This window comes from Bdellovibrio sp. HCB290, from assembly GCF_047305925.1.
Classification (GTDB): domain Bacteria; phylum Bdellovibrionota; class Bdellovibrionia; order Bdellovibrionales; family Bdellovibrionaceae; genus Bdellovibrio.
This window is the reverse complement of sequence record NZ_CP178620.1, coordinates 690,014-716,385: the sequence shown is the minus strand read 5'-3', so window position 1 is coordinate 716,385 and position 26,372 is coordinate 690,014. Positions and strand designations below refer to the sequence as shown.

Genomic DNA, 26,372 nt, shown 5'->3' with positions numbered 1-26,372 from the left:
ACCTTTCCTATAGATGTTCGGTCTGATCGGTAAATAATTAACCATTCACCTTGGCCAGGTAAAGCAATATCCTTTCATCTGACAGTAATTGTTGAAGTTAAATCAAACCGAAAATAGTATCTTTAAGAGGCTTTGCTGAAGAGCCCTTTATTTGCGGGAGATTCCATGAAGTTTGTTAAAGTCACACGCGGTTACGAAGTTATTCATCTAAATGCCGACCACATTCACTTCATGACCGAAGCAGAAAAGAACACCGAGAACGGAAAAGCTTGGATCACTACCATCCGATTCAGCCTTGAACCCCACGACAAAATCGAAGTTCAGGAACGCATCGACGAAATCCTGAAACAACTGAACTAATTCACGGTGCGCATTCGTTCTGCTTTACCTACAGAGGCTTCAATTCTTTCGGATCTGGCATTCAGATCCAAAAGCCATTGGCCCTACGACAAATCTGCGCTGAACGAATACCGCACAGAACTAGAAGTCTTCACCGAAGATATCCTCGCCGACTCCGTCTATGTCGCGGAAAAGGATAACCAGATTATTGGATTCTATGGGCTCTCTTCGGATCTTAAAAAAGAAAGACTTTATTTTCTGTTCGTAGAACCGACCCACATAAGCAAAGGCGTTGGCAAGGCCCTGTGGAATCATGCGCTTTCAAATGCCCGAGACAGAGGCTGGACCGCTTTGTCTTTCTATGCAGACGGATATGCCTTCGAAGCTTTCTATAAATTCCAAGGCTGCCGGATCGTGGGAAGCTTACATACTCCCCTTGGTTCCTTGACCGAAATGGCTGTCCAGCTATAGAAGGAACTGCATGTCGTACGATCTTTTACTCGATCCGAAAGTAGGCGCAAACAAAGATCGTTTGATCTCCCACCAAGAGGCCATTCAAGACATTAAGGTCCTTATCTATGCTTTGGAAAATGCTTATCCTGCTGTTTGGACAATGACTCCCAGCGACTGGTCCCAGATCATTTCCAATCTTGAAAAACTGCAACTTCCGCAGAGTCTGAGCAGCAAGCAGTTTGGCACTATTCTGGCTGACGTACTTTGGGATATTCCGGATGGCCACTTGAAAGTCAGACTGGGCGCTGAAAATCTTGGCGAGAAACATCACGCGAGTATGCGTAGGGCTTCAACTGGCTCGAACATTTCTAAAGGTCTGGTTTGGAAAATAGAATATATGAAGGCCGACTCCCAAACCGTCCCCATAGTTGGAATTTCCTGGTTTCCTCAATCAAGCGAAACACACTGGAACGGATTCCTGGAAGAGGTCACGAAATTAACATCATTCCCCAACATCATATTCGATCTGCGCGGAAATCCCGGTGGTGATGATTCCAAGGCCGTTGAGATGATGTCGACCTTATTGGGAAGCCCCTTAGAATTTGACTGGATCAGAGACATCGTTTGCGAATCCACGGCGGCCTACACTCTTCAAGCCAATACCTACTCAAAGATTATCTGGAACGGTTATACCTCAAAGAACTTAACTCCTCCTCTGGAGTTGGAAAAAAAGCTGGCATCATTCAAAGAAAAGGCAGCTGCTTTGCAGGGCTTAGCCCCACGAAAAGAAATCATCGAAAGCAGCCCTTCAATAAAAAACTCCAGCCAGCCAAAATACACCGGAAAAGTTCATGTCCTGATTGATGCAGAGACATCCTCAAGTGGAGAATGGACCGCTCTTTATTTGAAAAGACATCCGAACACAGTCTTGGTGGGCGAAAACACATCTGGAATGATTCACTTCGGAAATTCAGGCACTCTGCGACTTCCGAACAGCCATTTAGAAGTCACTCTGTGCATGAAAATCAACGAACTCACAGATGGAAGCTTCTACGAAAAAACCGGCATCCCCGCCGACATCCCAGTAAAAAACCAAGATTCCTTAACCCACGTCCTATCAAACCTAATTTCCCCGTAATATCCACACCCGCTACGGATGTAGAAATTGCGATTTCGAAATAAAAAAGGACCGGGTTTCCCCAGTCCTTTTTGAATCTCGATTCTCGACAAGGGATTTTAGATCCCTTGTTTGTGTCTTTCTTCGTCATCAACGTGAGTTTGGATACCGCCTTTTAGATTTGGACGGTAAGCAAGATGGTTGATGTCGTAGATGAACTGACCACCGTTCAATGCCGGAGTTTGCCACTCAGGCCCCAAACGAATAGCGTCCACTGGGCAAGCTTCTTCACAGAAACCGCAGAATACGCAACGAAGGATATCGATTTCGTAGCTGATCGGGAATTTCTCGACAGCTGGATCGTTATGTTCAGCCGCAACGATTTTGATACATTCAGCAGGACAGTTCGTCGCGCACAACATACAAGCTGTGCAACGAAGAGATCCGTCTTTCTTAACTGTCAAAACGTGATTACCTTTGAAGCGCGGAGAATAATCATTCATTTGCTCCGGGTAGTTCAAAGTCATCATTTTCTTGCGGTTCAAAAGATTGCCTACCATGTGTTTCATGGTCACAGACAAGCCACCCAATACACCCGGCAAGTACCACTTGGACTTTTCGGAGTTATTTTGCATTACGCTCATAGGCTACCTCTTTTGAAAACAAACTCGTTCTTTTTACGTGCTTCCAATTCAACTTGGTCAGGACGTTGATTCGTTGGCATAAACGGCGCTGTCATTGGCATTACCAGGTTTTTTCCTGACAACAACAAAGCTGCTTCCGTCAAAGTCAGAGCTTCAGAAACCACAGTCGTCACTTTTTTGATCTTTTGTTCAAGACCAGAGTAGTTGATGAATGTGCCGTCTTTTTCAACGAACGTTTTCATTGGAATAATCCAAACGTTTCCTGTCAAAGCAGACAAAGCTTCGTTTTGACCGGCTTGCATCCAGATCAAATTCTGTGCTTTAGAAAGTTCTTTCAATTTGTCGTTGTATTCTGGGAATACCACTTGGTTCTCAGGACCCGCGACAACCACTGTTTTGATAGAACCGTTAGCAAGACCCGCAGACAAGTCAGTCCAAGTCGCAGTAATGCCGTATTTTTCCATCACTTTCAAAAGACCTTTGGTATTTGGATTTTTATCTCCGCGAGATAGCAATCCGTCAAAGCTGTCGAAAGTTTCTTTGTTGTTGATCCAGAAGAATACTTTTTTAGTTTTGAACTCTTCCACGAAAGTTTTGATGATCGCCTCAAACTCTTCAACAGTGTACTGAGCTGTCAAAACCAACGCCAAAGCATCGCCGGAAGTGTTTTTCAATACTTCACTTGCGCTCTTAGCTGCCGCGCCTGGCGCCATTTCTGAGCCACGAGCCACACCCTTAAGAAGGCGAGCCTCACGATTCACAAACTTATAGGCATTGCGACCGCTGTCACACATCCAGTGACCGTTCACTTGTTCATTGTAAACTGGCTTGATACGGAAAAGACCTTCCTTATTGTAGTACACCTTGATGTTACAACCGGTAGAGCAACCGTTACATACGCTGTTGCCGTCTTTTAGATACCAAACGCGCTGACGGAAACGGAAGTCTTTGGAAGTCAATGCACCCACCGGGCAGATATCAACCGTATTCAATGAGTAATTATTGTCCAAAGGCATGCCATCATGAGTACCGATTTCTGTACGGTCACCACGGTTGAACAGACCCAACTCGTTAGTTTTGGAAACTTCTTCCGTGAAACGAACACAGCGAGAGCACAGGATACAACGTTCTGAATCCAGAACCACTGTCGGTCCCAAATCCACAACTTTGTGCTTCTTAACTTTTGCTTCGGCCATTTCTGGATCGTACTTACCGTACTCCATGTATTGGTCTTGCAATCCGCACTCACCGGCCTGGTCACAAATAGGACAATCCAAAGGATGGTTGATCAAATGGAAGTCCAGCCCCCACTTAACAGTGTCTTTAACTTTTTCAGACGTGTTATTGATCTTCATACCTTCAGTAACCATGGTGTTACATGCGATCTGAACGCGTGGATTTCCTTCGATCTCCACAACACAAAGACGACAAACACCAGCAACGCTCAACCCTGGATGCCAGCAATAGTGAGCGATACGATCGCCCGACACTTGCATCGCTTCGATGATCGACGTGCCTTCTTTTACTTCGACTTCTTTGCCATTAATGGTGCATTTCGGCATATGTCGTTCCTTTTACTTTCGAACGTCCTTCACGGACATAGAATTCAAATTCATCTCTAAATTTAGTTACGAAGCTTAGAACCGGCAAAGCAGCAGCGTCTGAAAGAGCGCAGATTGTTTTACCTTTCATGTTGTCAGCAACTTTGATCAACAAATCGATATCCTGAAGACGGCCACGGCCCTCAAGGATCGAGTGAAGGATCTTATCCAACCAACCCGTACCTTCACGGCATGGAGTACACTGACCACATGATTCGTGAGCGTAGAAGTGAGTCAAAACACCCAACATATCAACCATACATTGAGAGTCATCCATCACGATCACCGCACCAGAACCAAGCATTGTGCCCAATCCCGCAAGTGATTCGTAATCTAGATTTGCTTTGCCACACTCTTCAGCTGTCAAAACCGGAGCAGATGAACCGCCCGGAATGATCGCTTTCAATTTACGGCCTGGCTTCATACCGCCGCACTCTTTGTTGATCAGATCAATCAAAGGGTAACCCAGTGGTACTTCGTAGTTGCCAGGCTTAACAACGTTACCGGATACAGAGAACAATTTAGTTCCAGCAGATTTTTCGGTGCCGTGTTTGCGATAAGTTTGAGCGCCGTCCTTAATGATATAAGTCACAGCGGCCAAAGTTTCCACGTTGTTCACGATTGTAGGTTTACGCAAGTAACCCTGAACCGCCGGGAATGGAGGTTTCAATTTTGGCTGGCCTTTCAGACCTTCCAAAGAGGAAATCATGCCCGTCTCTTCACCGCAGATATATGCGCCGGCACCACGGTACACATCAAGGTCAAAGTCGAAACCTGAACCCAGGATGTTTTTACCAAGAAGACCTGCATCGTAAGCTTCTTTGATCGCTTTATTCAAAACGTCGATCGGGTAAACGTATTCACCACGAACGTAGATATAACCTTTATGGGAACCGATTGCGAAAGCAGAGATAATCATGCCCTCGATCAATTGATGTGGAGCACGCTCCATCATCATACGGTCTTTGAATGTTCCTGGCTCGCCTTCATCGGCGTTGCACAGCAAGTAACGAGGTTCGCCATTCTTAGGAAGGAAACCCCATTTCATACCAGTCGGGAAACCCGCACCACCGCGACCACGAAGACCGGAAGCTTTGACTTCATCGATAATCTGTTGCGGTTGCATTTTGAAAGCTTTAGGCAAAGTTTCATAACCGCCTTTAGCTTTGTAACCAGCAAGAGTTTGGTATTCCGGCAAATGATAGTGCTCGGATAGAACTTTAATCTCAGCCATTATCTCATACCTCTCAACAAGTTCATCGCTGACTCAGGAGTCAGCTTCTCGTGATAAGTGTCGTTCACTTGCATCATTGGCGCTGTTCCGCATGAACCCAGGCACTCGACCTTGGATACTGTGAAGCGGCCATCAGCAGAAACTTCATTGTATTTCACGCCCAACTCTTTGCAGATGTGGTGAGCCATCTCACGACCACCTTCAAGAGCACAGGAAATGTTCGTGCAAACCTGAACGTGGTATTTACCCACCGGTTTTTGGTTGAACATTGTATAGAATTTGAAAACTTCATTGATACGCGCTTCAGGAATGTCCATCACTTGAGACAAGTGACGGATAATGTCCGGCGTGATGAAGCCGCTATTTTCTTTTTGAGCAATATAAAGACTTGGAATAATCGCAGACTCTTTCGCCTCGTAGCGAGCAAGTTCTTTTTTTACGTTAGCCAAGCCTTGTTCAGAAAGTTTAAACATTTATATTTCCTCCGAATTGGACCTAGCGGTCCAACTCTCCCGCGATCAGATTCATCGAAGCTACAGTTGCGATTGCATCGGCCAACATCGCGCCTTTTACCACAGTCGGGAAAGACTGATAGATCGCAAAGCATGGTGGACGAACTTTCAAACGGTATGGATTCGCAGAACCGTCGCTGACCAGATGGAAGCCCAACTCACCGTTGGCTGCCTCTGTCGCGTCGTAAACTTCACCCACCGGCGGACGAAGACCCTTGATCACAAGCATGAAGTGATTCATCAGACCTTCGATGTTTCCGTAAACGTCTTTTTTCTCTGGAAGAACGATACCTTTATCGCGGATCGTGTAATCACCCGCTGGTACGTTTTTACAAACTTGTTCGATGATACGGATGGACTGGCGCATTTCTTCGAAACGAACCAGGTAACGATCATAGATGTCACCAGAAGTACCAACCGGGATATCGAAATCCAGCTGATCATATCCATAATATGGAGTGGCTTTACGCAAATCCAGGTTCACACCCGAAGCGCGAAGCAATGGTCCTGTGTAGCCCCACTGAATCGCGTCAGCTGCAGAAACTGCACAAACGCCACGAGTACGCTGGATGAAGATTTTATTGTCGACAACCATGCCGGCCATTTCATCAGTTCCACGGCGAAGCTCTTTACAAAGAGCCAACACTTCGTCGAACCAACCTTCAGGAGCGTCCTGAGCCATACCACCCACGCGAGTCATAGACACCGTCAAGCGAGCACCGCACAGTTTTTCGAACAAAGTATAAACTTGTTCACGCAACCCGAACATATAGAAGAAGGAAGTCAAAGCTCCCAAGTCCATCGCACCAGTACCGATTGCAATCGTATGGTCGATAACACGGGAAAGTTCGGCAAGAATGATACGCATCGCTTGCGCTTTAGGTGGAATTTCCACACCCAGCAAGCGCTCAACCGTTTTGCAGTAACCGATATTGTTCATCGGAGCAGAACAGTAGTTCAAACGATCCGTGTACGGGATCACTTGATTGTACGGATGAGTCTCTGCCATTTTTTCAAAGCAGCGGTGAAGGTAACCGATTTCGTTGTTACAACGAACGATCGTCTCCCCGTCCATCTCAGCCATCACACGAAGTGTTCCGTGCATTGCTGTATGGGCTGGACCGATGTTCAATGGAACATACTTGTCATTCAATACATCACCAGGTGAACCCGGCTCGTTGTTGAAATGGATGGGCATAGAAGCCGTACAGGATTGTTGGTGATCCGCTTCGTAGTCTTTGCGAAGTGGATGACCCACGAACTGGTGGTGAGTCAAAATACGGCGCAAGTTAGGGTGACCCTCGAACTTGATACCGAACATGTCGTAAGCTTCACGTTCAAACCAGTCAGCACCACGGTAAGCTGGAATTGCAGTACCAACAGACTCGCCTTCGCCGACTTGAGTTTTTACGCGAAGACGCGTGTTATCTTTTGAAGAGAAAAGGTTGTACACAACGTCGAAACGTTTTTCGCGTGTAGGATAATCGACACCGCAGACATCCATCAGGAAGTCGAACATGCCGGACTCACGCAGGTACATCATCAAACTTGGAACGTCTTCCTTAGGCACTTCTATAACATCATCACCAACAGAGTTGGAGAATTTGAAGTTCGCTACGTTAAAGCGTCCCGCGAGGTTTTGTTTAATTGAATCAAGCTTGCTCATATGGGCTCTTCCAGTTGTCCTTCCAAGGACGAGGTGTGTGATCACCGATCATTTTTTGCAAAGCCATAATACCGTCCATAACCGCCTCTGGTGTTGGAGGACAGCCCGGGATGTACACATCGACAGGGATCACTTTATCAACGCCCTGAAGAACGTGGTACGCACGATAGAAACCACCAGAACTTGCACATGCACCCATGGCGATTACGTATTTTGGCTCAAGCATTTGTTGGTAGATACGAACAATGACTGGCGCCATTTTTTCCGTAATCGTACCCGCAACTACCAGAAGATCGGCCTGACGAGGAGAGAAGCGCGCAACCTCTGCACCGAAACGGGCAAGGTCATACTTCGGTCCCATCACCGACATGAATTCGATACCGCAACAAGCAGTACCATAAGGCATTGGCCACAACGAATTTTTGCGCCCCCAAGCTACGATGTGATCGAGCTTACTAGTGAACGCAATATCGCGCGACATATCGTCTGCTGCTTGAGTTCCGAGGGCGGAACTCTGCACTTGATCTTTGTGCATAAATACACCTCTGCAATTTCAATTAGCTATCATTAAGTAACTAACGAAAAACCTTAATCCTGACAACTAGATACTCATTGTAGTCCCGTGACTGGCGATCTTCAACGCGCCTCAACAAAATCATGGGGATACGCAAATGAAATTGATTATCCTCTCGCCAGACAACAAACTCAACTTTCGGACCCAAAATCAGTCGAGAAACTGAAAAGCTATTCACTGCTCAACCACATAACAAGGATTGTTTTGAAAGGAGTTTTCATGAAGAAATTGGCCACGCTCACAGCGACTGCCGTTCTTGCATTCGCGATGGGCGCACAAGCTCAGCACAAAACCCAGGATTTGCTTATTAAACTGGCACCTGGTTACGACAACGTCGAACTTTTCGGCGCAAAAACCGAAAAAATCACTGAAAACCTGGTTCGCGTGCGCGCTCCCAAATCAATGAGCCTGTTCTCTTTGATGAAAAATCCTGCAATTGAATATGTGCAGCCCAACTACCCAATCCGCCTGTTGGAAAGCTATCAGATCCAGGATCCATTGCGCCGCGCCGCTTTGGCAAAAATGTTGCGTCGCAACCCACAGCCACAAGCTTTGGCAATCAAAGACAATCCAGAAGTTCCTGACGCTCCGCAATCTACTTCAGGAGCAGACCCGCTGTTTAACAAACAATGGGGCATGAACAACATTGGCGTGGTGGAAGCTTGGAAAGTGACCAAGGGCAATCCAGAAATGGTTGTCGCAGTGATCGACACCGGCGTTGATTACACTCACGAAGATCTATTGCCAAATCTATGGAGAAATCCAAAAGAAATTCCAAACAATGGCGTTGATGATGATGGCAACGGCTACATCGATGACGTTGTGGGCTGGGACTTTGTTTCCAATGACAACAAACCTTATGACCTTTCCATGGAGCCATTGGATATCTTGTTCAAAGGCGGAAATCCAGGCCACGGCACACACTGCGCAGGTAACGTTGCCGCTCGTGGTGACAACGGCAAAGGTGTTGCTGGTGTTGCTCCAAACGTGAAAATCATGTCTTTGCGTTTTATCTCTGAAAAAGGCGGCGGCACAACGGCAGACGCGATCAAAGCGATCAAGTATGCGGTTGATAACGGCGCAAAAATCATGAGCAACTCCTGGGGCTCGGAAGGTGAAGATCCAAATTCAGGCGCAGAAAACAAAGCCCTTCGCGATGCGGTTCAGTACGCACAGGACAGAGGCGTGTTGTTTATCGCGGCCGCTGGTAATGGTCACAAAGGTGTTGGTTACGATAACGACAACGATGCCGCTCCAGCTTACCCAGCAAGCTACTCACACGACATTATTATCTCTGTGGCAGCTATCGACGTGAAAGACCAATTGGGTTCATTCTCCAACTGGGGTAATCGCTCAGTTGATATCGGTGCTCCAGGCGTGGTGGTTTACTCTACGACTGTGTTTAGCAACTACTCTGATGTTGTAATCGACAAAATAGGTTTCAAAGCAACTTGGGATGGCACTTCAATGGCGACTCCACACGTTGCAGGTGCGGCAGCACTTTACTGGTCTGCACACCCTGAAAAATCATGGCAGGATGTTAAAGCTGCGATCCTGGGTTCAGCGAAACCAATTCCAGCTTTGAACGGCAAAGTAACATCTAATGGTAAGTTGGATGTTGGCGCACTTTTGAAATTCTAATTTTTTAAAAATGCTAAAGTTAAAAAGGGAGCCACTTCGGCTCCCTTTTTTTATTCTGTTTTTCACGCTGTCATTCAACAGCTTCCCACACGCTTTCTGATAAGTAATTTGCCTCCGATTTGGAGTTCTTAAACGATGAACCTTTTAAGAACAAACCCAAATACAAGTGAGGACTCTGTGAACATTCAAAAAACCGCGACGACGCTTTTGATTTCAACTTTTCTTGCAGCACCAGCCTGGGCCGAAAAATTCACCATCGACCCTGCTCACACCACAATTACCTTCAAAGTTCAGCATATGATGATCGCCAAAGTGAAAGGCCGCTTCGATAAATTCGAAGGCACTTTTGATTTTGATGAAAAATCCCAAAAGTTGGACAATGTGGCGGTGAAAATTCAGGCTGCCTCCATCAACACCAATCAAAGTGATCGCGACAAGCATCTGAAAAGCCCGGACTTCCTGGATGTTGCAAAATTTCCGACCATTGATTTTAAGTCTACAAAAACAGATTATGAAAACTCAAAACCTGAAAAAGTACAGGCCAAGCTGACCATTCACGGAGTCACCAAGGAGGTGGCTGTGGATGTTGATTACAATGGTGCCGTTACAGATCCTCAGGGCAAACGCCGTGTGGGTTTTGCAATTGAAACCAAACTGAACCGCAAAGATTTCGGGCTGGTTTGGAACAAGGCCATGGAAACCGGTGGAGTTTTAGTCGGTGACACTGTTGAAGTGGAAATCCAAGGCGAAGCTCTCCTGGCCGGGAAGGCAAAATGAGGTACTCACCGTCAAACTACAAGGTGGGAATGTCCCTGCACAATTCTCACTTTGCCTACCTTCAGTCACAGCCACACACCGATGTGGCGTGGCTGGAAGCCACCACAGAAGAATATCTTTCATCACAGAGCCATGCGCTTGAAGTGCTGAAAAAACTTCGCCATGACTATCCCATCGCCCTGCATGGCACTTATCTTAATATCGGAAATCCCGAAGGACCTGATCTGCGATATTTGCGATCCTTGCGAAACCTGATTGAAAACATTGAACCCTTTTTGGTTTCTGATCACATAAGCTGGAGCGGAAGCCATGCTCACAACATGCACGGCCTTTTTCCAATGCCTTTCAATGAAGAAAGCCTGCAGGTTGTAAGTACTAATATCGACATCGTACAAAACCACCTGAAGCATTCTGTAACTCTGGAAAACATCGCAACCTATGTGAACTTTGCAGATAGCGACATGAGTGAGATTGAATTTATCAGTGAGCTCGCCCGTCGTACGGGATGTGGCATTGTCCTGGATCTAAGCGCCTTATTTGTAAATTCCATTAATCACGGATTCTGCCCAAGAACCTACCTGAAACAGGTACCTATGAACCAGGTGAAACAAGTGCATCTTTCAGGACCTACTGAAACGGAATCACATTGGCTTGACAAGAAGGCCACGGCGATCACGACGCCGATCTGGGGACTGTTTCAACAATTGGCTCCGATGATTCGTCATCTGCCAATTGCTGTTGAAAGAATCAAAAATGTTCCTGACTTTAATGAACTGGAAATGGAAGTAATCAAAGCTTCATTCATTTTGGAGAGCTCTAATGACAATCAACGAAGCACTGCATTTGTTTAAAAAAAATGTTCTTGATGGTGAAGCCGATGCTCAGTCCATTCGTGACTTGCGACCGGTGGGCAATATCTCTTTGGATCAGGGATTTGAGATCTATCATGATATATATCACTCCAAACTTGGTGGCTCCCTGGGGAAAACCTATGAAGCCGTGGCCTGGGTTCTGGGAAGGGATTTGTTTCATGATCTTTGCGTCAGATACATCGAGTCCCAGCCCTCGGTGAATTTTCATCTGTCGGACTATGGTTCAACCTTCAGTGAGTATCTGAACAACACAGCCCGCACCCGTGGCATTCCGTTTCTTTCAGATCTGGCGCGCTTCGAGTGGATGATCAAGGAAGTTCAAAGTGCGGCCTCCCCCAATCCGCTGCCTGCAGAAACTATTATGGAGCAGCTGCATACTGCGAATTTTCGACTGGGGTTTGTCGAAGCTATGCGTATTCACCAAAGCATGCATTCTGTTCTGGAGTTGTGGAATAGACGCAAAGAGCCTGCTTACGTCTATGAAGAAATCAACTGGAGCCAACCACAGAGTCTTTTGATTTACAAAAAGAATGACGCCGTAATGGTTGAGCCCATTGATCCCATTCATGCCGAAGTGATTTTAAAATTGCAGCAAGGCCAAAGTATTTCCGAGGCCCTTCTGGATTTTTCGCAATCAGTATCGGCAGAAGACAACACACGACTTTTCAAAACACTGGTAAAAGCCGGTGTGATTGAAGATTTTATTCCGCTATAGACGTGTTGAAGGCAGGGAGCTGCGCAAGTCCTTGGCGGTCCCCTGCATTCGCACTGTCATGCCCGCCATACCACGGCAGGTTTCAGAACAATGACGACATGCCTCAGCACAACGAACCATCAAAGGATCATCGTAAGAGGCACAAATAGCCGCGGAGGCCGTGGAAAGCTCAAAAGAAAGCTCACACGCCTGATGGTGAAACTCCAAATCAGCAAGCATCATTTTGGAGGAGAGCTGACAGGCTTCCGCGCACATTTGTAGAATTGAAACTTGTTTTCCCGAGACACCCTGCTGTAGCAGGTAATGTAGAGCTTCCATGCACGCTTTCGTGCAACTCATACATGCTTTGATGCATTTCGCGGTATCGCTGTCTTGCAAAGGATTCGATGCCATAACTACCTCCAAATTAGAATTTAAGTCTTTGCTTCATTCTAATTGAAAATAAATGCGCATCGCTAAAAGTGTCAGATTGCAACAAGGCCCCTTGTTTCCCATCAGGGGCCCTGCAACTTGGACTAACCTTCAGTCCCCAGGATTTCTGTTTTTTTGATCATTTCTTCCAGCGTGGCTTTGAAAGCCAACATTTGCTCTTTGCTGAATTGCTGATCCCAGAAACTTTTTACGCTGGGATACCACTGAGGAAAGATCTCTTTCAAAGTGGTGTTACCTTTTTCAGTCAGCTTGATCACGAAGGAACGACCGTCTTTCACGTGCGTCTCGCGCAGGATCAATTCGTTCTTTTCCATGTTGTTCAGCAAACCCGAAATAGTCGCTTGAGTAACTCCAGCCATGGAAGCCAATGCTGAAGGGCTTAAACCCTCTGGATTATTTCTCAACATATAAAGGAGAGTAAATCTTCCAGTAGAAAGGCTGTACCTGGACAGAATGTTTTCAAAGTGATTGTCCAGTTCGTTTGCAACTTTCATGAAAAGAAGATTTGCATGAAGAACACCTGAATCCACCTCATCTGGGTGCAGGTTCTCTACGGATGCCTTGATCTCTTGTTCTGTCGGCAAGTCCTGAATAAATAATTTCGCCATTTTATCTCCTCTGGGTAGTTATTTTCTTCTTAATAAAATCATTTTACAAAAATCTGTTTGTCAGGTTTCTGTTAGTTTTTCTGTTTCCAATCACGCGACGTAATCAATCGCGAGCCGCGCTTGGAGAAAATATAACTCCAAGTCCACTCTGTGATTACAGACAATCTGTTTCTGAATCCGATCAGGTAAAGAACATGAACGAATAACCAGGCCAGCCATGCAACGACTCCTTTCATTCTTAAGGAGCCATATTCGGCGATTGCTCTGCGCTTTCCGATAGTGGCCATCTGGCCCTTATCCAAATATTTGAAGGAGCTTCGGACTTGCCCTTCGATACTTTGTAGTACCATATTACCAACAAATTTGCCAGCTTGCATAGCCGCAGGTGCTAAGCCTGGAAGAAATTTTCCAGGAGAAATTTCAAAGTGAGCCATGTCTCCAATAACAAATGTGTGCTGAAAATTCTCAATTGAAAAATCTTTTTGAACAATAACTCTACCAGCGCGATCCTTTGCGACTTCGGGAATGAATTTCATTCGAGAAGCCTGCACTCCTGCAGCCCAAAAAACAGAACGCGAGGGTATAAACTCACCGGCGATTATCAATCCGTTTTCATTTATATTTTCAACACGTGAGGAAATCCTCACTTCAACGCCCATCTCGTGCAAATCACGCATGGCGCGCTTGCACAGATCATCATTGAAGGAAGATAAAATTTTAGTTCCTGCTTCCACCAATAACACGCGCGCATCGGCCGGGTTGATGTGATTGAAATCCTTTATCAGCACCGTGCGCGCGATATCTGCAATAGCTCCGGCAAGTTCCACTCCGGTGGGCCCCGCTCCGACGATGACGAAATTCAGCAGCGCCTTCTGTTTCTCCACGTCCGGCTCATTCTCTGCATCTTCAAATGCCTGCAAAATTCTTCTGCGAATTTCTGTGGCCTGCTCAACCGTTTTCAATCCGGGCGCATAGTCTTCCCACTCGGGATTTCCGAAATAACTGTGCTGCGCACCGGTGGCGACAATCAGATAATCAAAATAAATCTCATGATCTTGCGATGACACGGTCTTCCGCTCAAGATTCACACTATCAACACGACCCATGTGAACTTCAACGTTATCAGTTCCAGAGAATTCCGCCCGGATGGGAACAGCGATATCGGAAGGATTTAAACCGGCAGTGGCAACCTGATACAAGAGTGGTTGAAACAGATGATGATTGCGCTGATCAATCAGGATGACGTGAACTTTTTCTTTGTTGGCCAGAGATTTCGCGGCATTAAGCCCCGCGAAACCTCCACCAATAACTATCACTATTTTCTTATTATTACTTTTCGGGTGATGTAACGGCATAGTCGCTGACTCCACTTTCTCGTGGGGCGCCAGCCGTGGCATCATCTATAATCGGTTCGTCTTTCTGGGCAGAAGTCAATTTGCTGCCAAGTTTATTTGCCCATACTCTGAAGCGATCCACATAGGTGAATACCGCTGGCACCACAATGAGGGTTAAAATTGTCGATGAAATCATACCACCGATAATCGCGAAACCCATTGCTGTACGTGTTCTTGAAGCTGGATTCATGCCGATTGCCACAGGGATAACACCCGCAATTAAGGCAAACGATGTCATCAAGATTGGACGAAGACGTGTTTTACCCGCTTGCACCAGGGCATCCGCTCTGGATTTTCCCTCGGCCATCAGTTGATTGGTCGTATCCACAAGCAGGATACCATTCTTACCGGCAACCCCTAAGAGCATGAAGAATCCAAATATCGCAAACAACGACATCATTTGATTCGCCAAGAACAATGCCAGGAACGCACCACTCAGAGCCAATGGCAAGGCCACCATGATCGTCACTGGAGTGATGAATGACTCATACAAGGAAGCCAGAATCAGATAGATGAAAAGAACTGCGAACAACAATGCCAAGCCTGCTGAAGATGCCAGATCCGCAGAGTTTTCCGCCTCACCACCAAGATTCAGACGAACACTTGCCGGGAATTTGGTGTCACCCTCTTGAGTCATTTTCATAACGTCTGCAATAGCCGTGGACAAACCCACTCCCGGAGCTAATGCCGAGCTGATCTGGATATAACGAGCACGATTCATACGATCGATTGATGCCGGACCCGACGTCAGTTCACCGTTGGCAACGTCTTTCAAACGAACCAGCTTGCGATTGATATTCGGAACGAAGACCTGATCGAAGTTTTGCTTAAGGTCACGCTGGTCATCCTGCAAGCGCACACGCACTTCGTACTCACGGCCTTTTTCACGGAACTTAGCTGGCGTCATACCTTCGACTTGAGCACGCAATTCACCACCCATAGTCGTCGTATTAATACCGTAAGCTTTCGCTGCTCCCGGTTTCAACTGAACTTGCAACTCGGGTTTACCAGGACGGTAATTCGAATCGACGTCCTTGAAACGAGAATCCGCTTTCAATGCCGCAATCAGTTTCGTCGCAGAAGACTCCAGGTCTTTTGGATCCGGAGACATGATATTCAGAACCACTGGCTGTTGAGCCATACCACCCGTCGCATCGTATTTTTTTACGACCGGGTTGGCATCCTTGAACTGAGCCAATTCTTTACGAAGTTCATCACGGAAAAGTTCTGTTTTCATTCTTCCTTTTTCGTTTTTCATTCTTACGTAAAAGGTCGCTTTATTCGGCTCACCATAAATGTTACCGATAATTTTAGTTGTGAACTCGATCGCAGGATTCGCACGCAGAAGAGCATCCACTTTGTCTGCTTCAACCTGCATACCATCCAAACTTGTACCCGGAGCCATCTCCAGAGTGACACTCAACTCCCCGGCATCATCATCCGGTACGAATCCGCCCGGAACTTTTGTCGCGGTAAAGATGGACAATGCGAAAACCAGCAAGGTCGCCACAATCGTGGTGATCGGGAAACGCAAAGTCACTTTAAGAAGTTTCTCGTAGTACTTTTCGAGCATCGCCTGGAAGCGGTCGAAACCACGAACCATGCGACCCAAAGTTTTGTCATACAAAGACGTCGGCTTATGGTCATGACCGACACCATGGCCGCCATGTCCTTCACCTGCAAAGTAGGCCGTCAACATCGGGATGATTGTCATCGCGACAAACCAGGAAATGATCATCGCAAAAACAATCGTGAAACCAAACTGTTTCAGGAACTGACCGATCGTACCAGACATCGTTCCCACTGGAAGGAATACGGCGATAACCACCAGGGAGATGGCCATAACCGCCATCTGAATCTCGACAGTCCCTTTTTCCGCCGCCACCAGAGAGTTTTCACCCAGCTGCATACGTCGATAAATATTTTCCACGACGACGATGGCGTCATCCACCAGAAGACCCACGGCTAACGTCAATGCCAGCATGGATACGATGTTCAAAGAGAATCCTGCAAGTTTCATCAACATGAAGGAACCAATCAATGATACTGGCAATGAAACTGCTGTGATCAATGTAGTGCGCGGACTTCCCAGGAAGAAGAACACCGTGATCACTGTCAACAGGATCGCGATCAGGATGGTTTCATTCACGTCGTAAAGATTGTCTTTGATCTTTTGAGACGCGTTCGTAACCATTTTTAGCTCAAGGTTGCCCGGCAATTTTTCAAGCTCAGGTCCCATGGCATTCATTTGCTTAATAATATCGTCAGCTACTTTCACAGTGTTGGAACCGGATTGACGGTAAACCTGCAAGAAAATCGCTTTTTCGTTATTCAGGAAAGCACGGGATTTTTCATCCTCTAAAGTATCTTTCACAGTACCCAAATCTGAAACACGTGTGGGAACTTCATTCCCGTAAAGATTCACAAGAGTGTCAGCCACATCCTGCGTATTGCGGAACTCACCCAAACCACGGAAAGTCAGCTCCATACCGCCCTGATTGACTTTACCTGAAGGAATATTTTCCCCCATGGCTCCAACCTGTGCAGCAACCTGAGACACGGAGATCTCGCGATTTTTTAGTTTTTTGCGATCCAGATTTACGTGAATTTCTCTTTTACGACCACCCAGGATATCAATGGCACCAACGTTATTCACCTGCTCAAAGCGGGGGGAAATCACGTCATCCGCAATATCGTAAAGTTCTGCTGAACCGATATCGCCTTTGGCTACCAGTGCCAGCATCATGATCGGCGTATCAGACGGGTCAAACTTTTTAATGACCGAGTCATCCGCTTCATCAGGAAGTTTGGGTTTTGCGATGTTCACTTTGTCACGGATCTGTTGTTCCGCATACTTAACATCCACATCGGAATTAAACTCTACGATAACCTGCGACACACCTTCCATGGATTTGGAAGTCATACGCTTGATACCGGAAATAGTACTGATCTCGTCTTCAAGAGGACGTGAAACCAAGGTTTCAATCTCTGAAGGACCGGCACCCGCGTAAACCGTTTGTACGGTCACAACCGGAATAGAAACGTCAGGAAACAAATCCACTGGCATGGATTTATAGCCTGCCCACCCGACGATCACGATCGCGATAGTCACACAGGTGATAAAAATCGGTCTGTTAATGGATAGTTTAGGTAAGCTCATGACTATTTCCCTTCCTCAGGAGAGGCTTGGTAAAGTTTGATTTGAGTTTGTAGCGCCAGGATATTTGCCGCTGATTTTACACGGCTAAGTGCTGCTCCGGAATAATCCTGTTCAAACAACAAGACTTGATAAGTCGTTGTACGTCCCTGACGAAGACGTGTGTTTTCAACATCCAATTTTGTCTTTTGGGCTTTTTCAATTCTACCCAATAAAACCAGGTTATCGCGGGCATCGGCAATATTCTGAGTCAAATTGATCCAGTCCTGCTCTTGAGAATACAATGCGTATTCACGGTTGTACTCTGCAGCTCTCACTGATTTATCCGCACCCGACTTGGCATCGTTAGCAGCTCCAATGTTCAAAGGCATATTAAAGCGTAGACCCACGTAGCCAGTGTCGGTATCTGTATAACCGGCATTCTTCATCGCTTCAGAATAGGAGTCATCACGACCATTCAAGGCGTATGTTGAATAAATATCCAAAGTTGGACGATTGCGCTCTTTGGCAATCACCGCATTCGCTTTGGCAGTTTGCAATTGAGCCTGAGTGGCTTTCACATCATAACGTTCGCCCGGGCGCGCCTGAGGCACTGTGATCTTTTCCAGCTCGGCATAAGGAACTGGTTCCAGATTGTCGACAGGTGCCGTTGCCGGTCTATTAAGGAAGCGGTTGAAGTTTCTTAGCGATTCACGTTGTTCATTTCTGGCAATTTGCAATTCCAGACCACGTGCTTCCACCAATGCACGAGCTTGAACCACGTCTGCATTTTCGCCCAGGTTCATTTTTCTTTTGCGCTCAACATAGTTCAGAATTTCATTCGCAGACTTGGAAGCTGTTTCCTGAATTCTTACGACATCGCCCCACGCTGACAATTTCCAATAGGCTGCTTCGGCCTGAGCCAGATAAGCTGTCGACTGATAAGAAGATTGATATTGTTCTGCATAATTGCCCTGACGGACCAAAACCTCGTTTGCACGAGCGGTACGACCGAAGCCATTACCCCAAACCGGCAACGACAATTCCAGCTGCGGAACTGCATCCCAATATTTACTCATGGTGAATGCGTTTCCCGCATTATCAAACTCAGTGCGAGTCGCCTTATATAGAAGGCGTCCCTGCAAACCGAAATCAAATTGCTGACTGACGCCCAAACTATAAGTATCCGTGTGAACACGGTCATACATCTTTGGCTGACTTGGTTTACCGTCAGATCCTGTATTGAATTCTGCAAAAAGTTTTGGAGTAAAAATCAAGTCCGCTTCACGCGCCTCAAGATTCGAACCCTCTGCCTGAGTCGTTGATCCTTTATAACTATTACTGTCAGTTTTAACCTGCTCTATATATTGGTTCAAACTGATACCTTGAGCTTCTGTTGCTGCCACTGCGATAAACGCAAAAGCCAACGCTGCTCTTAGCACGAAACAACTTTCACTATTCTGACCCGACTTCTTCATGGGGTTACTCCTACTAAACCTTTACAAACAATCACCACAAGTAATCACTTGCTTACATACATATAATTACGGCATTTCCTCGAAGTACTCAAGCAATTACTTACTTGTGAATAGTTAACTTTCGTGATATATTTACTATTGTCTAGTACTTTCGGCATCTTAACTTAGTTAAGGAAAAATGTTTAGGAGTTCAAAATGGGAAACGAAACTCAACTTAAATCGAAAAATGCAGTCCAAAAAGAGACTGCATCTCGAACTAAGTCAAAAAAACGAGACCGATCCGCATCTGAAGAACGCCTGCTTCAGGCCGCTGAAGACATCTTTTCCAAACATGGTTTTAAGGGTGCCACTACCCGCATGATCGCTGATAAAGCCAAAATCAACGAATCACTTATTGGCCGCTATTTTGACGGCAAAATGGGCTTGTTGCTGGCTCTGATTGAAAACCATCTTAAAGACCATCAAACGGTGGAGCTTCCCTATGCACCTCTACCCACAGTGTCCGAAGAACTGCGGGCATTAGTGGACTATATGTTCCAACAACATTGCCAAAAGGACGAGGAGTTTTTCAAAATCGTTCTGGGCCAATGTCTTGTAGATGCAAAGTTTTTGAAACGCATTCGCGAGATTGCTCCAACAAAAAATTTCGTACCCCAAGTCATCTCTCGACTAAAGGAATTGCAGAACAAAGGCCGACTGCATAAAGAGGCCGATGTTGAGCAGATGATTGAAATTTTTAATACCTATTTTCATGGAGCGATGTTCTTCGATAAAATTCTAATGGGCATTTCGATCGAAGAAATCCAAAAGAAACTACATTTCTTCGTCGAAGGCTGTGCTCGGAGTCTTGAGCCCCAATAGATCCACCCATTGAATTCCGCCTTCTTCCGGCGGAGTGGGAGCCGGCGGCCCCGGTGGTGGCTCAGGCTCCACTTGCTCTTCCGGTGTTATTCGCGTGTTAACGTTCGGTGGCACCACTTCATTGCCAACCAGTTCCTGCTCACTTGGATACTCCCTGGCATCGCGCCACAAGTCTTTGTGGTAAGACAAAATCAAACTACCACCCTGCAAAGCACTTAAGATCGGCTGCAATACTTCAGGCTGAACTGCAAAACAGCCCTGACTCCACCCCAAGCGTCCATTGCGCAGAATAAAGTCATCACTGACATACTTTGCACCATGCAAAACAATCAATCGGTCTTTGGCGTTGTTGTTGGATCGATCAATGCCTTCCAACTTTAATGAAGGGCCATTCTTCCAGCTGTTGTACGTGCCTTTGGCAAAATAAAATCCCAGGGAACTTTTCCAGGAATCTATCATATTGGAAAAGCTGCGGGACTCGAGCACGCCAGAATTAACACCGTGGGAGACATAAGCTCTATCAACAACACCCGTATCAAACTTTAAAAATAACAGCCGTTTTTGCGTCGAAGGAAGGGAGTAATCCACGATCACTGCCGATTTAGTATTGGGAATTCGTCCCGCATTGTAGTCAAACATTCTGAACAGAAGATTCAAAGGTTCATCTGGCACACCCTGCCCTAACAATTCCTTATAGAGATTTTTTCCTGAAGTAGTTTTTCGATTGAACATTGAGCCCGGACCATAGGCAGCCAGAGCCACGTTAACTGATGTCGCCAGCGACAAAATAAAAATGAAAATTTGCACGAGTCTCATCCCAACAGCTTTGCAAACCAAGGATCGAACGGCAACGATGGACCCACATCCCTGCCGTTTGATTGAGATAAAACAAATTTACAAATTTTAATCTTTCTTTTTGATGGCCCCCATATAGGAATATGTCCACGGGCGATAAGCCATCAACACTCCTGCATCCACAGTTGCCGTATTGTGTTGAACATCGAAGCGCGAATCTTCCTGCATCTCCATAGCGATCTTTTCAAGCTTGCCTTTGTATTTGGCCAGTGTGGAGGGACTTACTTTTAGCAACGTAAAGCGCACGAAATCCTCGGGCTTGAAATCGTACATCAAATAGGTGGCTTTCATCTGCTCAAACAAAGCACGCCCGATAGGCCCATCTCTGCGAAATCGCAAAAAACCCTGACGTTTGAATTTCACTTTGTCGCGGGGATGAAGCTCAATCAAATTTAAGCGATCCAACTGAAACAGATACTTTTGCGCTTCGGCTTTTGTAATCTGATACTCTTTCTCGATTTTTTGCGGGGTGCGCTCATCGTGCAGCAGCATATAATAATGTAGAAGACGAGCGTTCTCGGCTAGAGCACTTTCCTGCTCCTGCGTAAGCAGATAAACCTGATTGCCATCCTCTAAGTTCGCTGACTTAACAACTTCGGAGAAACTCAAATCGGCAACGCGGCAGATTTCCTCTAATCGCTCCAGACTTAAGCTTTTACTGGATAATATGCGTTTAACGCTGGATTCGCTAAGCCCCAGTGCTTTTGCCAGATCGCGATACAGGATGTTTTTTGATTTCAAAGCTCTTTTTAACGATGCCAAAAACTGATCTATTTGCGACATACCAGCCTCCAAGAAGCAGAGTACTGTATATTAATACCCGAGGCAAATCTCTTGTAGAAGGCCTGAATACCCATTAAATTCATCGTCGATGCAATCCTCAGAAAATGCCCTTCTTTTTAAGCGACCTCTTTTGTTTTATATAAAAAATAATCCGCGGGCTTTCAGTCTGGGGATGCTGTTCCTGCTTTTAACCAATGCCTTGGATGGAATTTATCCGCTGATCATGAAACACATCATCGACAGCATCGAAGCCCAGGCACCGATGAGTGAGATCAGCAAAACCTGCGCGATTTTCGCCCTGGTCATGGCAAGTCTTGCAGCCACACGCTTGGGCTGGCGCGCCTTCTTCGGTAAATTTCATACTTACGCCGCTGAACACATCCGCCAAAGAATTTTCCGCCATTTAACTTCACTGGGTCCCAACTTTTTCCACAAGAACCAAGTCGGCGAGCTGATGAGTCTGTTAACGAATGACGTTCAATCCTTCCGTCAGGCCATCGGGCCCGGCCTTTTGATTTTGGCCGATGGGGTAATCATTATCGCCATCGTTCTTCCGATCATGATCACAATGAACTGGTCATGGACCTGGAAAGTCCTGATCTTCCTGCCATTGGTTCCGCTGATGATCTGGAAAGTTATGCGCTTGATTCACACTAATTATAAAATTCAACAGGATCGTTTTTCTGAACTGACAGGTGTAGCTCAGGAAACCGTCGGTGGTATTCGCGTCATCAAAAGCTTTTCCCAGGAAGACAATCGCACGCAATTGTTTAATGGCGTCAGCGCAGCTTTCGAAAAAGCCTGTAACAAAGTTGCCAAGGTAGATTCACTTTTTGTTCCGGTCATGGAGTTCGGGGTCACATCCGGAAGTGTCATCCTATTGTTCATTGCCAAAGACGATCTTTATGCGGGAACTGTGACCATCGGAACATTCTTTGCCTTTCATCGCTACATCCAAAAAATGGTCTGGCCAATGACGGCGCTGGGCATGGGTTTTTCAATGATGCAAAAAGGCTATGCCTCCTTTGATCGCATTAAAGATGTCTTAAAAACAGAAACCGACATCCCGGATTTGGGTCAGATTGAAATCGGCAAGTTTGAAACACTCGAATTCAGAAACGTTTCGTACAAACATGCCAGCAGTACCGTTCATGCTCTTAAGAATGTTTCGTTCACACTGAAAGCCGGCGAAAGCCTGGGCATCATGGGACCTGTAGGGGCCGGCAAAACAACTTTGCTGAATCTTTTGACCCGCATGTATCCGTTGTCAGAAGGCGAAATTCTGATTAACGGTCATCGCATCGAAGATATCACTCAGGAATCACTACGTCGCACATTCCTACTGGTACCCCAAGAGGCCTTTTTGTTCAGCGAAACTATTTCTGAAAACGTCAGTTTTGGATTGTCTGAACGCGCTTCCGACGAAGCTATCCTGCGCATGACAGAGACCGTGGATTTGACCCGCGAGATCCAGTCACTGCCGCACCAATTTGAATCCCAACTGGGTGAGCGCGGAGTCAATCTGTCTGGCGGACAAAAACAACGTCTGACGATTGCGCGCGGCTTGATCATGAAAACTCCGGTTCTGATTCTGGATGACTCGTTAAGCGCGGTGGACACACGTACTGAAAAAGCCATCGAACAGGAGCTGGGGAAAAATCAGGGTTCGATGAGCCGTATTATTGTTGCCCACCGTTTGTCATCACTGAAGACTGTCGACAGACTGTTGATTCTGCGGGACGGACAGGTGGAAGCTTTGGGAACTTATGATGAGGTTCTGAAAGTCAGCCCCACATTCCAAAAAACAGTCAGCATCCAAGGTCAGGCGGTGAATCATGAGTAACGAAAACTTCATGAACGAAGACCTGGTAAAAACCAAGGTCACCTATCCGATTCTGTTCAAACGACTATGGCCCTATGCCCGGCGCGAAAAGACACTTTTGTTTCTGGCGATTTTTGCCGTCTTTGGTGGAGCCCTGGTGGCCCGCCTGGTTCCGGCCCTGATTGGTTATGCCATCGACCACGGTGTTAAAGGAAAGAACTATCAGCTGTTCACGACGGTGGCCTTTGTCTATCTGGGCCTGGAAATTCTGCGCACGTGTTTTTCTTTTTCAAACAACCTGTTGTTTCAGCTGTTCGGAAACAGAATGCTGTTTCATCTGCGTGAAGACTTGATGAATCATGTCCAAAGACTGCCTTTGCAATTCTTCAACAAAACCCCCACCGGGCGAATCGTAACCCGTCTTACCAATGACGTGGCCTCGCTAGGGGAACTCTTCACAGAAGGTGTGATCACCGTATTTACGCAGTTTGTGGTGATTTGCTCGGTCGTTATTGCCCTGGCATTGATTTCCTGGAAGCTGACATTGATTTCACTTTTCCTGGCGCCTTTGTTTATTTGGGCTTCTTTTTACCTAAGTAACAAAATCCGGGTCATCCTTCATGAGCAGAAACGCAAACTATCCGTGATTAATGCCTTTTTGGCGGAAAACCTGAATGGTATTAAAGTTGTGCAGCTGTACAACCGCGTTCAGCGCAATCGCGATCGCTTCAGCAATCTGTCGACAAGCTATCGTGATACAAATATGCGCTCGATCTATGCCTATGCACTGATGCAGCCGATTATGAATTTGTTCAATGCAGTCACCATCACCAGCGCACTTTATTTCGGTGGCTTAATGAGCGCCGAAAACTCGATTGCCATTGGTTCTTTGATTGCGTTCCTGATGAACATCCAGGACTTCATTCCACCTCTTCGGGAGATTCTAGAAAAGTACCAACAATTCCAGAACTCGCTAACCAGTGCTGAGCGCATCTTCACTCTGATGGACGAGCACAAAGAGCACGAACAGGCGATCCTGCACTCGCCAAAAACAGTGCGTGGTGAAATCGAAATTCGCGACTTGAACTTCCGCTATGAGGAAAGCCTGCCGCTGGTTTTGAAAAATGTGAATCTGCATTTCAGACCGGGCGAGTCCATCGCATTGGTTGGACGAACCGGAAGTGGCAAATCCACGTTCATTTCACTGTTACAGCGCTTTTACGATGCTCCGGAAAAAACCGTCTACATCGATGGGCTGGCCATCGAAAGCATTCCACGCGAAGAAATCCGTCACCATGTTGGAGTTGTTCAACAGGATAACTTTATTTTCCGTGGTACGATTCGCAATAATATCGGCCTGGGTGACCCTAGAGTGACTGAAGAACAGATCCAGGCCGCCTGTGAAAAGACCGGCTACATGGGGCTATTGAAACGCACGGGTCGCGATCTAAGCAGCCCGGTCGATGAGCGCGGAGCAAACTTGTCTGTGGGCGAAAGACAGCTTATTGCCTTTGCCCGCATCCTGGCATTCAATCCAGATATCTTGATATTAGATGAGGCAACTGCAAATATTGACTCAGAAAGCGAGCATATTATCCAGGAAGCCACCCGGGAAATCACCAAGGGTCGCACCAGCATCATCATCGCACATCGCCTATCCACTATTGAACAGTGTGATCGTATCGTCGTTCTGAATCAGGGCAACGTTGCGGAGGTTGGAACTCATCAGGAATTAATGGCCGCCAAAGGCATGTATTATCAGTTCGCGTCTGCAGGCGAAAAATCCCCGCTTATCGCAAATCCGGATTCATCAGAGTCCAAAATGGAAGTGGCAGAGTAGTCTTAAGACCCTCTGCCACTTTGAATTTAAATTCCTGTTTAAAACTAGGCTGCTTTTGGTGTCGTGAAGTTTTTAATGCTTTCACGAACTGACTGACTGACCGTCGTAAACTTCACACCATATCTTACAGAGTCAGAGCCTTTAGGCGCCAATTCCTTGATAAATTGTTTGCTTACGATCTGGCAAACCGCATTGAATGGCGGTACTCCGTCACCTGGTTGGAAATGCAAGAACAGTGATTGGCCCGGTTGTAAATTCGGATTATCAATCATCACACCCGCACCACCCGCACTGATTTCCAATGCCTGTCCGCGGAAAACTGTCTTGTTATTATGAACAATCAAACTTGCACCGTAAGATGCGCGTGCATGTCGACGACGGAAGAAGATTTCTGCCAGACCCGTGTCAGCAGATTGCTTCATCGCACGGATTTTATCCGGCGCGAACTCTTCGACTTCAGCCACACGTGCCCAGTTGGCCATGCGTGCATGCCATATGTAGTCGTATTCAAACAAAGTTTTCTCCTGAAGCATTTGTACAACTTCAACCGGAGAGAAAGGACCGTAGTTATTGCCTTCTTTAAGAATGAACCACTCTTTATCCTTTAGGCCTTCCACCACTGGAAGCTCTACAGCTTTTTCAGAAGATTCTTCTGGACGTGTGGTCGGCTTGCTGGAAACCTTTGCCGAAAACTCAGGATGTTCCATCAACATAACCCAGTCGCCTACAGTTTCGTCGTAGACGTAATCAGTCCATTGATGTTCGTGGGATTCAACTTTTTGCAGGACAACTTCAAAAGTGTAAGGTCCGATATGAGTCCCATTATTTGAAAGATAATACTGTTTTCCCATCGTTCAGTGCTCCTTGAGCTTCTCTATCGGTTCAAAAAGCTGACGACTTAACTGTCGGATATTAGACAATTTACCTCAAAATGTTCCACAAGTTTTCGTCGAACTTCTGGGCAACACACAGTCTCTGGATCAAAGTATTGTAAACAATGATTGATTTCTCTATCTGA

At 46.3% G+C, this 26,372-nt stretch carries 24 protein-coding genes; 10 read left to right on the top strand and 14 right to left on the bottom strand.

The features are described 5' to 3' along the window. Positions 1-165 precede the first annotated feature (165 nt). Genes ACLVWU_RS03520 through ACLVWU_RS03510 form a run of 3 tightly spaced genes read left to right on the top strand, consistent with a single transcriptional unit; the run spans position 166 to position 1,930 of the window. Positions 166-360: a hypothetical protein gene (locus ACLVWU_RS03520; protein ID WP_413577369.1), complete on the top strand. Its 195-nt coding sequence runs from the start codon at positions 166-168 to the stop codon at positions 358-360. 6 nt (positions 361-366) lie between these two features. Beyond that, complete coding sequence (locus ACLVWU_RS03515; RefSeq protein WP_413577367.1) at positions 367-810, top strand: GNAT family N-acetyltransferase; 444 nt, start codon at positions 367-369, stop codon at positions 808-810. Between the two features lie 10 nt (positions 811-820). Beyond that, a complete protein-coding gene (locus tag ACLVWU_RS03510; RefSeq protein ID WP_413577365.1) occupies positions 821-1,930 on the top strand; it encodes a S41 family peptidase in 1,110 nt (369 codons plus the stop codon). 98 nt (positions 1,931-2,028) lie between these two features. On the opposite strand, the gene ACLVWU_RS03505 is transcribed toward ACLVWU_RS03510, so the two are convergent. Genes ACLVWU_RS03505 through ACLVWU_RS03480 form a run of 6 tightly spaced genes read right to left on the bottom strand, consistent with a single transcriptional unit; the run spans position 2,029 to position 8,047 of the window. After that, positions 2,029-2,553: a NuoI/complex I 23 kDa subunit family protein gene (locus ACLVWU_RS03505; protein ID WP_413577363.1), complete on the bottom strand. Its 525-nt coding sequence runs from the start codon at positions 2,551-2,553 to the stop codon at positions 2,029-2,031. After that, positions 2,550-4,115, bottom strand: coding sequence for a 2Fe-2S iron-sulfur cluster-binding protein (locus ACLVWU_RS03500; RefSeq protein ID WP_413577362.1), 1,566 nt, complete (start codon positions 4,113-4,115; stop codon positions 2,550-2,552). Before ACLVWU_RS03500 ends, ACLVWU_RS03505 begins: the two co-directional genes overlap by 4 nt. Next, positions 4,096-5,388 (bottom strand): NADH-quinone oxidoreductase subunit NuoF, encoded by a 1,293-nt coding sequence (gene nuoF / locus ACLVWU_RS03495; RefSeq protein WP_413577360.1) that lies wholly within the window; start codon positions 5,386-5,388, stop codon positions 4,096-4,098. The genes ACLVWU_RS03500 and nuoF overlap by 20 nt, the downstream gene beginning before the upstream one ends. After that, positions 5,388-5,861: an NAD(P)H-dependent oxidoreductase subunit E gene (locus ACLVWU_RS03490; RefSeq protein WP_340598987.1), complete on the bottom strand. Its 474-nt coding sequence runs from the start codon at positions 5,859-5,861 to the stop codon at positions 5,388-5,390. The genes nuoF and ACLVWU_RS03490 overlap by 1 nt, the downstream gene beginning before the upstream one ends. A 22-nt stretch (positions 5,862-5,883) precedes the next feature. Further along, complete coding sequence (nuoD, locus tag ACLVWU_RS03485) at positions 5,884-7,566, bottom strand: NADH dehydrogenase (quinone) subunit D (RefSeq protein ID WP_413577358.1); 1,683 nt, start codon at positions 7,564-7,566, stop codon at positions 5,884-5,886. Further along, on the bottom strand, positions 7,553-8,047 hold the full coding sequence (locus tag ACLVWU_RS03480; protein ID WP_413578763.1) for an NADH-quinone oxidoreductase subunit B: 495 nt from the start codon (positions 8,045-8,047) through the stop codon (positions 7,553-7,555). Before ACLVWU_RS03480 ends, nuoD begins: the two co-directional genes overlap by 14 nt. 312 nt (positions 8,048-8,359) lie before the next feature. On the opposite strand from ACLVWU_RS03480, the gene ACLVWU_RS03475 reads away from it, so the two are divergent. The 4 genes from ACLVWU_RS03475 (at position 8,360) to ACLVWU_RS03460 (ending at position 12,145) form a co-directional block, all read left to right on the top strand. Then, complete coding sequence (locus ACLVWU_RS03475) at positions 8,360-9,781, top strand: S8 family serine peptidase (protein WP_413577356.1); 1,422 nt, start codon at positions 8,360-8,362, stop codon at positions 9,779-9,781. A gap of 177 nt (positions 9,782-9,958) precedes the next feature. Next, a complete protein-coding gene (locus tag ACLVWU_RS03470) occupies positions 9,959-10,558 on the top strand; it encodes a YceI family protein (RefSeq protein WP_413577355.1) in 600 nt (199 codons plus the stop codon). After that, entirely contained in the window at positions 10,555-11,409 is an 855-nt protein-coding gene (locus ACLVWU_RS03465) for a DUF692 domain-containing protein (RefSeq protein ID WP_413577353.1), read from the top strand. Before ACLVWU_RS03470 ends, ACLVWU_RS03465 begins: the two co-directional genes overlap by 4 nt. Next, positions 11,378-12,145, top strand: coding sequence for a putative DNA-binding domain-containing protein (locus tag ACLVWU_RS03460; RefSeq protein ID WP_413577351.1), 768 nt, complete (start codon positions 11,378-11,380; stop codon positions 12,143-12,145). The genes ACLVWU_RS03465 and ACLVWU_RS03460 overlap by 32 nt, the downstream gene beginning before the upstream one ends. On the opposite strand, the gene ACLVWU_RS03455 is transcribed toward ACLVWU_RS03460, so the two are convergent. The 5 genes from ACLVWU_RS03455 to ACLVWU_RS03435 form a co-directional block, all read right to left on the bottom strand. Then, positions 12,140-12,538, bottom strand: a complete 399-nt coding sequence (locus tag ACLVWU_RS03455; protein WP_413577349.1) for a four-helix bundle copper-binding protein — start codon at positions 12,536-12,538, stop codon at positions 12,140-12,142. The two genes, ACLVWU_RS03460 and ACLVWU_RS03455, sit on opposite strands and share 6 nt — an antisense overlap. Before the next feature lie 122 nt (positions 12,539-12,660). Continuing rightward, positions 12,661-13,185 (bottom strand): MarR family winged helix-turn-helix transcriptional regulator, encoded by a 525-nt coding sequence (locus ACLVWU_RS03450; protein WP_413577348.1) that lies wholly within the window; start codon positions 13,183-13,185, stop codon positions 12,661-12,663. A 71-nt stretch (positions 13,186-13,256) separates the two neighbouring features. Further along, complete coding sequence (locus ACLVWU_RS03445) at positions 13,257-14,540, bottom strand: NAD(P)/FAD-dependent oxidoreductase (protein ID WP_413577347.1); 1,284 nt, start codon at positions 14,538-14,540, stop codon at positions 13,257-13,259. Then, positions 14,515-17,739, bottom strand: a complete 3,225-nt coding sequence (locus ACLVWU_RS03440) for an efflux RND transporter permease subunit (RefSeq protein WP_413577346.1) — start codon at positions 17,737-17,739, stop codon at positions 14,515-14,517. The genes ACLVWU_RS03445 and ACLVWU_RS03440 overlap by 26 nt, the downstream gene beginning before the upstream one ends. A 2-nt stretch (positions 17,740-17,741) precedes the next feature. After that, positions 17,742-19,193, bottom strand: a complete 1,452-nt coding sequence (locus ACLVWU_RS03435; protein WP_413577344.1) for a TolC family protein — start codon at positions 19,191-19,193, stop codon at positions 17,742-17,744. 195 nt (positions 19,194-19,388) lie between these two features. Here ACLVWU_RS03435 and ACLVWU_RS03430 point away from each other — a divergent pair, with 195 nt between their 5' ends. Beyond that, entirely contained in the window at positions 19,389-20,054 is a 666-nt protein-coding gene (locus ACLVWU_RS03430) for a TetR/AcrR family transcriptional regulator (RefSeq protein WP_413577342.1), read from the top strand. Here ACLVWU_RS03430 and ACLVWU_RS03425 read toward each other — a convergent pair. Together ACLVWU_RS03425 and ACLVWU_RS03420 are read right to left on the bottom strand one after the other, a co-directional pair. Further along, the gene (locus ACLVWU_RS03425; RefSeq protein ID WP_413577340.1) at positions 20,007-20,861 is read right to left on the bottom strand and encodes a murein L,D-transpeptidase catalytic domain family protein; all 855 of its coding nucleotides are present in this window, start codon (positions 20,859-20,861) and stop codon (positions 20,007-20,009) included. The genes ACLVWU_RS03430 and ACLVWU_RS03425 overlap by 48 nt on opposite strands. A 96-nt stretch (positions 20,862-20,957) precedes the next feature. Further along, positions 20,958-21,692 (bottom strand): helix-turn-helix domain-containing protein, encoded by a 735-nt coding sequence (locus tag ACLVWU_RS03420; RefSeq protein ID WP_413577337.1) that lies wholly within the window; start codon positions 21,690-21,692, stop codon positions 20,958-20,960. A 130-nt stretch (positions 21,693-21,822) separates the two neighbouring features. Between ACLVWU_RS03420 and ACLVWU_RS03415 the strand changes: the two genes are divergently transcribed. Together ACLVWU_RS03415 and ACLVWU_RS03410 are read left to right on the top strand one after the other, a co-directional pair. Next, positions 21,823-23,535, top strand: coding sequence for an ABC transporter ATP-binding protein (locus tag ACLVWU_RS03415; protein ID WP_413577336.1), 1,713 nt, complete (start codon positions 21,823-21,825; stop codon positions 23,533-23,535). After that, entirely contained in the window at positions 23,528-25,354 is a 1,827-nt protein-coding gene (locus ACLVWU_RS03410) for an ABC transporter ATP-binding protein (protein WP_413577335.1), read from the top strand. The genes ACLVWU_RS03415 and ACLVWU_RS03410 overlap by 8 nt, the downstream gene beginning before the upstream one ends. 44 nt (positions 25,355-25,398) lie before the next feature. Here the strand turns inward: ACLVWU_RS03410 and ACLVWU_RS03405 are convergent, their stop codons facing one another. After that, positions 25,399-26,205: a GYF domain-containing protein gene (locus tag ACLVWU_RS03405; RefSeq protein WP_413577333.1), complete on the bottom strand. Its 807-nt coding sequence runs from the start codon at positions 26,203-26,205 to the stop codon at positions 25,399-25,401. Positions 26,206-26,372: the final 167 nt, after the last annotated feature.

Bases quoted from the DNA above. Each gene is read 5' to 3' on its own strand.
- ACLVWU_RS03520 (WP_413577369.1), top strand. From the start codon at position 166: ATGAAGTTTGTTAAAGTCACACGCGGTTACGAAGTTATTCATCTAAAT.
- ACLVWU_RS03510 (WP_413577365.1), top strand. From the start codon at position 821: ATGTCGTACGATCTTTTACTCGATCCGAAAGTAGGCGCAAACAAAGAT.
- ACLVWU_RS03505 (WP_413577363.1), bottom strand. From the start codon at position 2,553: ATGAGCGTAATGCAAAATAACTCCGAAAAGTCCAAGTGGTACTTGCCG.
- ACLVWU_RS03500 (WP_413577362.1), bottom strand. From the start codon at position 4,115: ATGCCGAAATGCACCATTAATGGCAAAGAAGTCGAAGTAAAAGAAGGC.
- nuoF (WP_413577360.1), bottom strand. From the start codon at position 5,388: ATGGCTGAGATTAAAGTTCTATCCGAGCACTATCATTTGCCGGAATAC.
- ACLVWU_RS03490 (WP_340598987.1), bottom strand. From the start codon at position 5,861: ATGTTTAAACTTTCTGAACAAGGCTTGGCTAACGTAAAAAAAGAACTT.
- nuoD (WP_413577358.1), bottom strand. From the start codon at position 7,566: ATGAGCAAGCTTGATTCAATTAAACAAAACCTCGCGGGACGCTTTAAC.
- ACLVWU_RS03480 (WP_413578763.1), bottom strand. From the start codon at position 8,047: ATGTCGCGCGATATTGCGTTCACTAGTAAGCTCGATCACATCGTAGCT.
- ACLVWU_RS03475 (WP_413577356.1), top strand. From the start codon at position 8,360: ATGAAGAAATTGGCCACGCTCACAGCGACTGCCGTTCTTGCATTCGCG.
- ACLVWU_RS03465 (WP_413577353.1), top strand. From the start codon at position 10,555: ATGAGGTACTCACCGTCAAACTACAAGGTGGGAATGTCCCTGCACAAT.
- ACLVWU_RS03460 (WP_413577351.1), top strand. From the start codon at position 11,378: ATGACAATCAACGAAGCACTGCATTTGTTTAAAAAAAATGTTCTTGAT.
- ACLVWU_RS03455 (WP_413577349.1), bottom strand. From the start codon at position 12,538: ATGGCATCGAATCCTTTGCAAGACAGCGATACCGCGAAATGCATCAAA.
- ACLVWU_RS03450 (WP_413577348.1), bottom strand. From the start codon at position 13,185: ATGGCGAAATTATTTATTCAGGACTTGCCGACAGAACAAGAGATCAAG.
- ACLVWU_RS03445 (WP_413577347.1), bottom strand. From the start codon at position 14,540: ATGCCGTTACATCACCCGAAAAGTAATAATAAGAAAATAGTGATAGTT.
- ACLVWU_RS03440 (WP_413577346.1), bottom strand. From the start codon at position 17,739: ATGAGCTTACCTAAACTATCCATTAACAGACCGATTTTTATCACCTGT.
- ACLVWU_RS03435 (WP_413577344.1), bottom strand. From the start codon at position 19,193: ATGAAGAAGTCGGGTCAGAATAGTGAAAGTTGTTTCGTGCTAAGAGCA.
- ACLVWU_RS03430 (WP_413577342.1), top strand. From the start codon at position 19,389: ATGGGAAACGAAACTCAACTTAAATCGAAAAATGCAGTCCAAAAAGAG.
- ACLVWU_RS03420 (WP_413577337.1), bottom strand. From the start codon at position 21,692: ATGTCGCAAATAGATCAGTTTTTGGCATCGTTAAAAAGAGCTTTGAAA.
- ACLVWU_RS03410 (WP_413577335.1), top strand. From the start codon at position 23,528: ATGAGTAACGAAAACTTCATGAACGAAGACCTGGTAAAAACCAAGGTC.
- ACLVWU_RS03405 (WP_413577333.1), bottom strand. From the start codon at position 26,205: ATGGGAAAACAGTATTATCTTTCAAATAATGGGACTCATATCGGACCT.